This is a genomic window from Inquilinus limosus MP06, from assembly GCF_000767795.1.
GTDB lineage: Bacteria > Pseudomonadota > Alphaproteobacteria > DSM-16000 > Inquilinaceae > Inquilinus > Inquilinus limosus_E.
In genome coordinates, this window is sequence record NZ_JANX01000011.1 from 17,576 (window position 1) to 29,006 (window position 11,431).

Below are 11,431 nucleotides of genomic sequence, written 5' to 3' on the forward strand. Positions count from 1 at the left end.
ATCGAGAACGGAAGCATCCGTGAGCACGTCAAAACCTCAGGCAACAGCGTTGCCGCCCGCCCGGCCCCGGGATGATGCCGCCCCGCCCGACCCGCGCCGCTGGGCCATGTTCGCGATCCTGCTGGCCGGCGCGTTCCTGCCGCCGCTCGATTTCTTCATCGTCAATGTCGCGCTGCCCTCGATCCGGGGGGAGCTGGGCGCCTCGTCCTCTGCCGAGCAGCTCGTCATTTCTTCCTATGCCGCGCTCTATGCGGTGACACTGATCACCGGCGGGCGCCTCGGCGATCTCTATGGTCGCGGCCGCGTGTTCTTTCTCGGGCTGATCGGCTTCGCCGCGGCATCGATGCTGTGCGGCCTCGCCTGGTCGCCATGGGCGCTGATCGCCGGGCGCGCCTTGCAGGGCGTGACGGCGGCCGTGATGGCGCCGCAGGCGCTCGCCTCTGTGCAGGCGATCTTCCCTGAAACCGAAAAGCCGCTCGCGCTCAGCCTCTACGGCGCGGTCTTCGGCCTGGCCTCCGTGGTCGGCCAGGCGCTGGGGGGCATCCTGATTTCGGCCGATCTCTGGGGCATGGGGTGGCGGGCGATCTTCCTCGTCAACCTGCCGGTGGCGACCCTGGTCGTGCTGTTCGGCATTCCCCTGCTGAAGGAAACGCGGGCGCAGGACGCGCGCAGGCTGGACCTCGGCGGCACGGCGTTGTCGGTGATGACGCTGGGCGCGCTGATCGTGCCGCTGATCGAGGGGCGCGAGGCGGGCTGGCCGCCATGGTCCTGGCTGTCGCTCATCGCGGCGCCGGTGCTGGCATGGCTGTTCTGGCGTTATGAGACCCGGCTGGCCCATGCGGGCGGCACGCCCCTGGTCGATCCGGCGGCCGTGCGGGCGCCGGGGCTGGGCCGCGCGCTGCTGATCGCGCTGCTGTTCTATGCGATCGCGCCGTTCTTCCTGCTGTTCTCGGTCTATCTGCAGGACGCGCTGCACGCGACCGCGCTGGGCGCCGGGCTGGTCTTCCTGCCGTTCGGTGCGGGATTCCTGCTGGGGCCGCTGGCCACTCCCGCCTGCAGGCGCATCCTCGGCGCCTATGTCAATCCGGTCGGCATGGGGCTGGAGGCCGTCGGGTTCGTCGGCCTGGCCCAGGCCATCGCGGCGGCGCCGGCCGGCATGCCCTCCGCGCCCGTGCCGCTTGCCGCCATCCTGTTCGTCATCGGGTTCGGACAAGGGCTCGCTCTGCCGACCTTGATGCGCATGGTGACGGGCCGCGTCGCGCCGGCCTTGTCCGGCATGATCGCCGGCATCGCCAGCTCGACCCTGCAGGTCGGCACCGCGCTCAGCGTCGCGGTGATCGGCGGGATCTTCTACACCGTCCTCGGCGCGCGCACCGATCCGGCGGTGATCAGCCAGGCCTTCATCGTCGCCATCCTCTGCATCGCCGCCTGCCTCGCCGTCGGCGCGGGTCTGAGCATCACCCTGGCCCGGCGGCCCGCCCCGCTCCCGAGAAAAGAAGATGCGGAATGGTCATGTGGTCGACGCCGTCTCGACAGCGTGCAACCCGAGTGCATTGGCGCGCCAAGTCCGAGCGGGCTGACGTGACGCGCGCTCGCATAGGAACGGCTGACCATCCTCAGCCTGGCCTCCGACGGCTCGGACCAGGGTATGCAAGATCGCGGACCTGCCGGCCTAAAGGCCCATCGCCCGCTGGATCGATTGCGTCAGGTGGGTCCTGAGCGCCGCCTCGGCGGCATCCGGGTCCCTGGCCCGGCAGGCGTCCAGGATCTCCAGATGCTCCGCCATCGTCCGCCGCACCTTCGCCGCCGAGTAGGCGTAGTGATGGTCGAGGCGGATCAGGCGGATGTAGTCCTGCGTCTGCAGGAACGCCTTGCGCAGGAGCGGATTGTCGAGCGCGTCGATCGCGCCGAGATGCAGGCCGAGATCGACCTCCTCGATCCGGCGCGCCAGGTCGCGGTCGAGATCGGTCCCGTCGACCCAGCCGACGACCTCGCGATGCTGCGCGATCATGGTTTCGATCCGGTCGCGCGGCGCCGCCTCGGCGAAGTGCCGGATGGCGGGCGTCTCGAGGAAGAGGCGCAGCTGATACGAGTTGCGGACGAGCGGCAGGTCCGGCTTGGCGATCTCGATGCCCGCACGGGGCCGGATCGTCACCAGCCCCTCGGCCTGCAGCACCTGCAGCGCCTCCCGCAGCGGGCCCAGGGGCGAGCCGACGATCTCGACCAGCTCCGCCTGCGACATGAAGGCGCCGGGCTGCAGCCTTCGGTCGAACAAGGCCTCCTTGAACCGCTCATAGGCAATGCGGCTGAGATTCGGCGCGCCTTCGGCGGGAGGCGCCGAAGGGCGCTCGTCGGATGACCGTTTCAGCGTGCTGCTCATTTGCCTGATGATTCAATTGTCGTTCAAAGAAATATCTGATATCTAAGTTGATATATCAATAGCCGCCATCAAAGGCGGCGTGCGGAGGAGCCCGGCATGCGGCTGACCGATTTCACCCTGACCCGCTTCCAGTTCGCCCGCGACCGGGTGATCGGGGACAGCCAGGTCCGCATCGCCCAGGCGCATATCGGCGTGGTCGAGCTGCACGCCGATGACGGGCGCACCGGCACGGGCTTCTTCCACAGCCTGTTCCATCCGCTGCCGGCGCTGGCGGAGATCGAGCGGGTCTTCGCCGAGGAGGCGTGGCCCGGCCTGGCGGGACAGGCGCCGGCGGGGCTGATCCACCGCGTCACCCGGCCCCGCGGCGGCAACAGCCGCCGCACCTCGCTCGCCTTCGAGGAGGCGGTGGCCCAGGCGCTGTGGGATCTCGCGGCGCAGGAGGCCGGCCTGCCGCTCTACCGGTATCTCGGCGGCAGCGATCCCAAGGTGCGGGTCTATGCCAGCGGCCTCGACTTCCATCTGAGCGACGGCGACTACGCGTCCCTGTTCCGCCAGGCGCGGGACCAGGGCTATCGCGGCTTCAAGATCAAGGTCGGCCATCCCGACATCGAATGGGACCTGCGGCGACTGGCGCTGGTGGCCGAGATCGCGCAGGGCCACGGGCCGATCATGATCGACGCCAACGAGGCCTGGTCGCCGAAGGAGGCGATCCGGCGGCTCGACCAGTTCCGGCGCGCCGGGTTCGACATCCTCTGGGTCGAGGACCCCTGCCTGCGCGACGACGTCGAGGGCCTGCGGGAGATCCGCCTGGCCGCGCCGCATGTCCTGGTCAATTCCGGCGAATATCTCGACCTGCGCGGCAAGCGCCGTCTGCTGGAGGGCCGCGGCGCCGACCTCCTCAACGTCCACGGCCATATCGGCGACGTGCTGAAGGCGGGCTGGCTGGCGGCGGAGCACGGCGTCCCCGTGACGCTCGGCAACACGTCGCTGGAGATCGGGGTCCACCTGGCCGCCGCGCTGCCCGAGGCCGACTGGCTGGAATACTCGTTCCAGAACACCAACCATCTGGTCGAGGAGCCGGTCGTCATGCGCGACGGCTATGCGATCGCGCCGGACCGGCCGGGCCATGGCCTCGTGCTGTCGGCCCGGGCCCGGGCCGGAGCGGCGCCGGAGGTGCTGCGGCCGGAGGATCTGCCGCCGGCCCCGGCGTCGACGCCGATCCGGCTCCCGTCCTGACCAGGTCCAAGAACACAAAGCAGGGAGGGCATGTCATGCTCGTCGATCGGCGCACCTTGCTGCGGACGGCCGCGGCCGCCCCGGTCCTGGCGCTCGCGCCGCGCTTCGCCCGGGCGGCGGCGGAGGGCCGCATCAACTACTGGCACCACCTGACCAGCGAGAGCGAGTTCAAGGGGCTGGAGGCGGTGATGGCGCTGTTCCGGCAGCGCTATCCGGGTATCGCGCTGACCCAGGAGAACATCCCGAACCCGGAATACATGTCGAAGATCACCGCCGCGGTGGTCTCGGGATCGAAGCCCGACACGGCGATGGTGATCGCCGAGCGGGTCAACGACATGGTCGGGATGGGCGGGCTGGTCGACATCACCGACCGGATCAAGGGCTGGGACAAGGCGGCGGCCTTCCCGGAGGACCGGTGGGCCGGGGCCAGCGTCGGCGGCAAGATCTACGGCATCCCGGCCTTCACCTTCGTCGACTGGATGTATTACCGGAAGGACTGGTTCGACGAGGCCGGCATCAGCGGCCCGCCGAAGACCCTGGCCGAGTTCCAGGAGGCCGCGATCAAGCTCACCGACCCGGCCAAGGGGCGCTACGGCTTCGGCCTGCGCGGCGGGGCCGGCGGCTACCAGTACGTGGTCGACATGATCGAGAGCTTCGGCTCGCCGATCGTCGTCGACGGCAAGCCGGCGATGGACAAGGCCAAGGCCGTCGAGGCCGTCACCTTCCTGTCGGAGCTGTTCACGCGGCACAAGGCCTGCCCGCCCAGCGCGCCCAACGACAGCTATCGGCAGATCATGGAGGCGTTCAAGACCGGCCAGACCGCGATGGTCTGGCACCACACCGGATCGCTGGCGGAGATCTCCGGCGCGATGCAGCCGGGCCAGTTCATGACCGCGGCGCGCCCGGCCGGGCCCGGCGCGCACATCGCGCGGCTGACCTATCTGTTCAACGGCCTGATGTCGGACGCCAATGCCGATGCCGCCTGGGCCTGGCTGACCTTCTGGGCCGAGCCCGACGCGGCGATCGCGTTCCTGGAGCAGACGGGGTACTTCCCGGCCTCGCCGCAGACGGCGTCGGACAGCCGCATCACCGGCAACCCGCTCTACGGCGCCGCGGTGGAGACGACCAAGTTCGGCCGCCTGCCGCCCCGATTCATCGGCTCCGCGGGATGGGACGACAATGTCGTGCTGCCCGAATTCCAGAAGGTGCTGGTCGGCCGCAGCACGCCGGAAGCCTGCGTCGACGCGATGATGGCCGGCCTCGAAGCGGCCCTGCAGTAGCGGGGAGGGGCACGGCATGCGCATCGAGGACATCCGCTGCTGGGTGGTCGAGGCCGAGCACCCCGCCCACCCCTATCGCTGGCGCAAGGGTCTGGCCGGGTCCGGCGACGGCACCCCTGCGGACCGCAAGCCGCTGAAGGCCGTGATCCGCATGGACACCGATGCCGGCATCACCGGCGCGATCGAGGTGACGAACGCCTGGGGCGCCATGAGCCTGGTCGACCGGCGGCTGAAGCGCCTCATCGGCGAGAACCCGCTGCTGACCGAGCGGCTGTGGACGCTGGTCTGGGAGATCGACCGGATCGAGGAGATCCCGATGCCGCATCTCGGCATCGTCGACTTGCTGGCCTGGGACATCAAGGCCAAGGCCGCCGGGATGCCGCTGCACCAGCTGCTCGGCGGCCATGACCGCCGGGTGCCGGCCTATGCGTCCACGGTCACCTGGGACTCGATGGCCGAATACGAGCGGCACATCAAGGAGTGCATCGACGCCGGCTTCACCGCCTTCAAGCTGCACGCCTGGGGCGACGCGAAGGAGGATGCGGCGCTGTCCCGCAACCTGCGGCGCTGGGCCGGGCCCGACGCGGATCTGATGTTCGACGGGTCGGCCGGCTGGGACTACGTCACCGCCCTGCGGTTCGGCCGGGTGCTCGAGGCGGAAGGGTTCCTCTGGTACGAAGAGCCGATGCGGGAGTTCGAGCTGGGCTCGTACCGCAAGCTCTGCGACGCGCTCGACATCCCGGTCCTGGCGGCGGAGACCTCGGACGGCTGCCATTGGAACATGGCCAGCTGGATCCAGGCCGGCGCGCTCGACATGGCGCGGACCAGCACCTTCTACAAGGGCGGCCTGACCGGAGCGGTCAAGATCGCGCATCTGGCGGAAGCCCATGGCATGCGGGCACAGGTGCACGGGATGGGCCTGGCCAACGCCCAGCTCTGCGCCGCCATCCGCAACAACGACTATTACGAGCAGCTGGTGATCTCGAGCGAGCAGATCGCGGGGCTGGGCAAGCTCGGGCCGCTGGCGATCGAGGGCGGCGTGCTCACGGTCTCCGACGCTCCGGGCATCGGCTTCGATCTCGACTGGGAGCGGATCGAGGCCACCGCCGTGGCGCGGGCATGACGGCGCTGGACCTGCCCTCGGCGCCGGCACCGGCGACGCCCCGCCGGCTCGGCCGGTTCGGCCGCCTGTCGGAGAGCCCGCGCTGGGCCTACTACCTGCTGCTGCCCAGCTTGGTGCTGATCCTGGCGGTCGTGCTGTACCCGACGCTGTGGGGCATGGTGCTCAGCGTCCGCGAGATGCGGCTCAACCGGGTCGATCTCGGCACCGGCTTCGTCGGCCTCAAGCACTACATCGCGCTCGTCAGGGACCCGGTCTTCTGGCTGTCGCTGCAGAACACCGTCGTCTGGGTCGCCGGGGCGGCGGCCGGCGAGCTGCTGCTCGGGCTGCTGACGGCGCTCGTGCTCAACATCAGCCTGCCGGGCTTCCGCGTGCTCGGGATCCTGGTGCTGCTGCCGTGGTTCCTGCCGAATGTCGTCGCCGGCCATATGTGGGCGCTGATGCTGGATCCGCGCCTGGGCGTGCTGAACGACATGCTGGTGCGCGTCGGACTCCTTGGCAGCTACAAGGCCTGGTTCGCGGATCCGGACACGGCGATGGCCGCCGCCATGGTGGTGGAGGTCTGGCACGGCTTCCCCTTCTTCGCGCTGCTGCTGCTGGCAGCCCTGAAGGGCATCCCCGGCGACCTCTACGAGGCGGCGGCGACCGACGGCGCCGGGCTGTGGCGCCAGTTCGTGCATATCACTCTGCCGCAGCTCCGGGTCGTGATCGTGGCGACGGTGGTGCTGCGGGTCATCAGCCTGGTGAACTCGCCCGACATCCTGCTGATCCTGACCGGCGGCGGGCCCGGCCGCTCGACCCAGGTGCTGTCGCTCTACGCCTTCCTGAAGGCGAACAAGGAGTTCAACTTCGGCTACGCCAGCGCGCTGTCCGTGGTCATGTTCCTGCTGCTGATGGTGTTCAGCTACGCCTATGTGAAGCTCTCCAACGCGATGAGGGACTGATGCTTCGCAGCCGTTCCGCCCGGCGCCGGCTCCACGCCCTGCTCTGCTACGCCGCCGCGCTGTCGATCGTGATCTTCGCGATGGTCCCGGTGCTCTGGGCGCTGCTGACCTCGCTCAAACCGGAGGCGGACATCGTCACCGCGACGATCCGGTACATCCCGGACCGGGTGACGTTCGAGAACTACGTCGCGATCTGGACGCGGTCCAACTTCCCGACCCTGATCGCCAACAGCGCCGTGGTGACGCTGACCACCGTGGCGATCTGCGTCGTGGTCGGGACGCTCGCCTCCTATGCCGTCGCCCGCTATCGCTTCCGCGGCCGGCGCGAGCTGATGCTGTTCTACCTGGTGGTGCGGATGTTCCCGGCGGTGATGATCATCGTGCCGCTGTTCATCCTGATGCGCAGCGTCGGCCTGCTCGACAGCCGCCTCGGCCTGGCGCTGGCCTACACGACGTTCCTGCTGCCGGTCTTCATCTGGATGATGAAGGGGTTCTTCGACGCGGTGCCGTCCGAGCTGGAGGACGCGGCCCGGATCGACGGCGCCTCCCGCATCGGCGCGATGCTGCGCATCGTCCTGCCGCTTGTGATGGGCGGGCTGGTGGCCACCGCGGTGTTCGTCGCGATCGGGGCCTGGAACGAGTTCCTGTTCGCGCTGATGCTGACGACCAGCACCGGGTCGCGCACCTGGCCGGTCGGGCTGCAGCTCATGGTCGGGGAATTCCAGCTGCCCTGGGGCGCGCTCTCGGCCGGCGGCATCATCAGCATCGTGCCGGTCGTCGTGCTGTTCGCCATCGTCCAACGGGCCATGGTCCGGGGCCTGACCGCCGGGGCGGTGAAGGGCTGAGCGGGGATTGCCGATCCGCGGCGGCCTTGTCACCTTGATTTCTGCGCCTCGACATCGACCCATTGGCCGGTCCTGCCCGAGGCGATGATCGCGTCGCAGACCACCGTCGTCTCCAGCGCGTCGCGGAAGGTCGGCGCGGCCGGCTTGCCGTCGGCAAGGCCCTGCAGGAAATCGGCGACCTGGTGCACGAAGGAATGCTCGTAGCCGATGGTGAGCCCCGGCACCCACCATTTGCCGAGATAGGGGTGCTCGCCGTCCGTGACCAGGATGGAGGTCCAGCCGCGCAGCATGCCGGGCGTGCGATGATCGAACCAGGCGACGCGGTTGAGGTCGTGCAGGTCCCAGGCGAAGGAGCCCTTCTCGCCGTTGATCTCCAGCGTGTAGGCCGCCTTGTGCCCACGCGCGTAGCGGGTGGATTCGAAGGTGCCGAGCGACCCGTTCGAGAAACGGGTCAGCACCGCTGCCGCATCATCGATGCCGACCTGCTGCACCTTGCCGGTCAGCGCGTGCTTGCGCTGCTTGACGAAGGTCTCGGTCATGGCGGTCAGGCTCCCGATCGAGCCGTTGATCCAGATCGCCGTGTCGATGCAGTGCGCCAGCAGGTCGCCGGTCACGCCTGAACCGGCCGCGTCGACATCGAGCCGCCATGTCCCGGCGCCGCCCTGCGGCACATCGGGTGAGATCGTCCAGTCCTGCAGGAATTTCGCGCGGTAGTGGTAGATCCGGCCGAGCAGGCCCTGGTCGACGACCTGCTTGATCAGGCTCACCGCCGGCACGCGGCGGTAATTGTACCAGACCATGTTCGGCACGCCGGCCGCCTCGACCGCCTGCACCATCGGCAGCCCCTCGGCGGCGCTGCGGGCGAGCGGCTTCTCGCAGGTGACCATCTTGCCGGCTTCGGCCGCCATGATCGCGATCTCGGCGTGGCTGTCGTTCGGCGTGCAGATGTCGATCACGTCGATATCCTCGCGCTCGACCAGCCGGCGCCAGTCGCTCTCGACGCCCTCATAGCCCCACATCCGCGCGAAGGCCCCGGCCTTCTCGCTGTTGCGCGCCGCGACCGCCTTCAGCACCGGCCGATAGCCGGTGTCGAAGAAATGCGAGACCTTGCCCCAGGCATTGGAATGGGCCCGGGCCATGAAGCCGTAGCCGACCATGCCGACATTGAGTGTCTTGGCCATTTTTCGTTGCTCCCCCGCCTCAGTCTTCGCGCCAGCCATGGGCGTCGCGCACCTTGATCATGGCGCCGAGCACGGCGTTCCAGGTGTTCTGGTCCTCCATCATCGCATTCGGGAACATGCATCCGTCCCAGCAGATATGGCGCATCCGCCGGGTCAGGGTGCCGTCGCCGTCGCGCAGCCAGTAGCCGGCATGCCTGGCGATATCGAGCCGGCCGTTCGGGTCGGTGACCTGGCAGTGGCGGCCGGTCTTCTCGTGATCGCCCGAGCCGAAGACGGTGCCGTCATTCTGGGCGACGTGGAAATCCATCGTCCAGGGGCGGAGCGCATCGGCCACCTGCCGATAGGCGGCGTCGAGCGTCGCCTGATCGGACCAGTCGAAATCCCGGGGCAGGATGCGATCCTGCTCGGCATTGTATCCGAGCGTGTAGAGCATCGAATGCGCCATGTCGGCCTGGTAGCCGACTACGCCCGGGCGGTCGACGAGCTCAAGCAGCTTCACCATCTCGCGCCAGGAATGCATGCCGCCCCAGCAGATCTCGCCCTCGGCGACGAGGAATTCGCCATGGTCCTCGGCGATGTCGGCCGCTTCCCGGAAGGTCTGCGCGATCAGCCGGGTGTTGTTCTCGGGATCCCGGTGCCAAGCCTCGACGCCGGTGGAGGAGTCGATCCGGATGCCGCCGGTGGGGCGGATGCCCAGCTCGCGCATCTGCCGCCCGATGGCGCAGGCCTTCCGGACCTGTGTGACGAAGCGCTTGCGGTCGTCGGTCGAGCCCATGGCCGAACCGCCGCCGGCACCGCCCCAGATCGGCGCGACGAAGGAGCCGACCTTCAGCCCGTAGCCGGCGATGTGATCGGCCATCCGCTTGACCGCATCGCCGTCGCTGTCGATCGAGACATGCGGATCGGTGATGAACAGGTCGATGCCGTCGAACCTGACGCCGTCGACCTCGGCCTCGGCGGTCAGGCGCAGCAGCGTGTCGAGCGGGATGATCGGCTCGGAACCGCTCCCCTTGCCGACGATGCCCGGCCAGGCGGCGTTGTGCAGCTTGGGATAGGTGTTGGTCATCGGATCCTCCCCAGATCTGACGTCGCAGGCCTTGTTTTGACTGCCGGTTTGCCCGGTCAGCGGCTCGACCCTTCCCCGGGGACTTCTGCCGCGACGTCGATCCGCGTCCCCGGGTTCCCCTCATTAAACGACGGACGCGCCGGGCCGGCCAGACCGAAGACGGAGCACCGGGCCCGGCCGGCTAAAGCCGCGTCGCGATGTACTTGGCCTCCAGGAACTCCAGCACGCCCTGGGCGCCGCCCTCGCGTCCGAGGCCGCTCTGCTTAGTGCCGCCGAACGGCGCCGCCGGGTCGGAGACCAGGCCGCGGTTGAGCCCGACCATGCCGGTCTCCAGGCGGCGGCAGACCCGCAGGCCGCGCGCCAAGTCGCGGGTGAAGACATAGGCGGCCAGGCCGTATTCGGTGGCGTTGGCGAGGGCGACGGCCTCGTCCTCGGTCTCGAAGCGGCTGAGGGCGGCGACCGGCCCGAAGATCTCCTCCTGCGCCATGGCGGCATCGGCCGGGACGCCGTCCAGCACGGTCGGCGGATAGAAACAGCCGGGCCCGTCCGGTCGCCGACCGCCGCAAAGCAGCCGGGCGCCGCGCGACAGGGCGTCGTCCACCAGCCGCTCGATTTTGTCGACCGCCGCCGGGTTGATCATCGGGCCGCATTCGGTGGCCGGGTCGGTGCCGGGGCCGAGCGTCAGCGCCGCCATCCGCGCCGCGAGCTCCGCCGCGAACCGGTCGTAGAGGCCGGACTGGACATACAAGCGGTTGGCGGCCGTGCAGGCCTCGCCGCCATTGCGCATCTTGGCCAGCATGGCGCCCTCGATCGCCAGTTCCAGGTCGGCGTCGTCGAAGACGATCAGCGGTGCGTTGCCGCCGAGCTCCATCGAGCAGCTCACGACATGCCTCGCCGCCTCGGCGAGCAGGAGACGGCCGATCTGGGTGGAGCCGGTGAAGGACAGCTTCCGCACACGGGGATCCGCCAGCATCGCCGCCGTCACCGGGCCGGGGGTCGAGGTGGTCAGCACGTTGACGACGCCCGGCGGCACCCCGGCTTCCGTGCACAGCGCGGCCAGCGCATAGGCGGTCAGCGGCGTCTCGCTGGCCGGCTTCAGCACCACGGTGCAGCCGGCGGCGAGCGCGGGCGCGATCTTGCGGGTGGCCATCGCCGCCGGGAAGTTCCAGGGCGTGACCAGAACGCAGATGCCGACCGGCTCGTAATCGACGACGATATGGTTCGCCCCGGTGGGGGAGAGCATGAAGTCGCCGCAGACGCGCACGGCCTCCTCCGCGTTCCAGCGGAAGAAGTCGGCGGCATAGGCGACCTCGCCGCGCGCGTCGCGCAGGGCCTTGCCGTTCTCCAGCGCGATCAGCCGGGCCAGGTCCTCGGCGCGC

Annotated in this window: 10 protein-coding genes; 6 read left to right on the forward strand and 4 right to left on the reverse strand. The window is 69.4% G+C overall.

The genetic code is table 11. The features are described from left to right. Positions 1 to 106 precede the first annotated feature (106 nt). A complete protein-coding gene (locus P409_RS02390) occupies positions 107 to 1,585 on the forward strand; it encodes an MFS transporter (protein WP_081991150.1) in 1,479 nt (492 codons plus the stop codon). An 87-nt stretch (positions 1,586 to 1,672) separates the two neighbouring features. Here the strand turns inward: P409_RS02390 and P409_RS02395 are convergent, their stop codons facing one another. Continuing rightward, on the reverse strand, positions 1,673 to 2,380 hold the full coding sequence (locus tag P409_RS02395; protein WP_052119931.1) for a GntR family transcriptional regulator: 708 nt from the start codon (positions 2,378 to 2,380) through the stop codon (positions 1,673 to 1,675). A gap of 96 nt (positions 2,381 to 2,476) precedes the next feature. Here P409_RS02395 and P409_RS02400 point away from each other — a divergent pair, with 96 nt between their 5' ends. The 5 genes from P409_RS02400 to P409_RS02420 are packed head-to-tail and all read left to right on the forward strand — an operon-like array spanning position 2,477 to position 7,805. Then, positions 2,477 to 3,616, forward strand: coding sequence for a mandelate racemase/muconate lactonizing enzyme family protein (locus tag P409_RS02400; protein WP_034831408.1), 1,140 nt, complete (start codon positions 2,477 to 2,479; stop codon positions 3,614 to 3,616). Positions 3,617 to 3,651: 35 nt separating this feature from the next. Next, positions 3,652 to 4,896: an extracellular solute-binding protein gene (locus tag P409_RS02405; protein WP_034831410.1), complete on the forward strand. Its 1,245-nt coding sequence runs from the start codon at positions 3,652 to 3,654 to the stop codon at positions 4,894 to 4,896. Between the two features lie 16 nt (positions 4,897 to 4,912). Next, the gene (locus P409_RS02410; protein ID WP_034831412.1) at positions 4,913 to 6,019 is read left to right on the forward strand and encodes an enolase C-terminal domain-like protein; all 1,107 of its coding nucleotides are present in this window, start codon (positions 4,913 to 4,915) and stop codon (positions 6,017 to 6,019) included. Beyond that, the gene (locus tag P409_RS02415; RefSeq protein WP_034831414.1) at positions 6,016 to 6,960 is read left to right on the forward strand and encodes a carbohydrate ABC transporter permease; all 945 of its coding nucleotides are present in this window, start codon (positions 6,016 to 6,018) and stop codon (positions 6,958 to 6,960) included. Before P409_RS02410 ends, P409_RS02415 begins: the two co-directional genes overlap by 4 nt. Then, on the forward strand, positions 6,960 to 7,805 hold the full coding sequence (locus P409_RS02420; protein ID WP_034831416.1) for a carbohydrate ABC transporter permease: 846 nt from the start codon (positions 6,960 to 6,962) through the stop codon (positions 7,803 to 7,805). The genes P409_RS02415 and P409_RS02420 overlap by 1 nt, the downstream gene beginning before the upstream one ends. Before the next feature lie 29 nt (positions 7,806 to 7,834). Here P409_RS02420 and P409_RS02425 read toward each other — a convergent pair whose 3' ends face one another. From P409_RS02425 to P409_RS02435, 3 genes are all read right to left on the reverse strand, one after another. Continuing rightward, positions 7,835 to 8,986 carry a Gfo/Idh/MocA family protein gene (locus tag P409_RS02425; protein WP_034831418.1) on the reverse strand — a complete coding sequence of 384 codons (1,152 nt, stop codon included), beginning with the start codon at positions 8,984 to 8,986 and terminating at the stop codon, positions 7,835 to 7,837. A gap of 19 nt (positions 8,987 to 9,005) precedes the next feature. Continuing rightward, positions 9,006 to 10,052 (reverse strand): sugar phosphate isomerase/epimerase family protein, encoded by a 1,047-nt coding sequence (locus P409_RS02430; RefSeq protein ID WP_034831420.1) that lies wholly within the window; start codon positions 10,050 to 10,052, stop codon positions 9,006 to 9,008. A 181-nt stretch (positions 10,053 to 10,233) separates the two neighbouring features. Then, on the reverse strand, positions 10,234 to 11,431 hold a 1,198-nt coding region (locus P409_RS02435; RefSeq protein WP_034831421.1), incomplete at its 5' end, for an NAD-dependent succinate-semialdehyde dehydrogenase.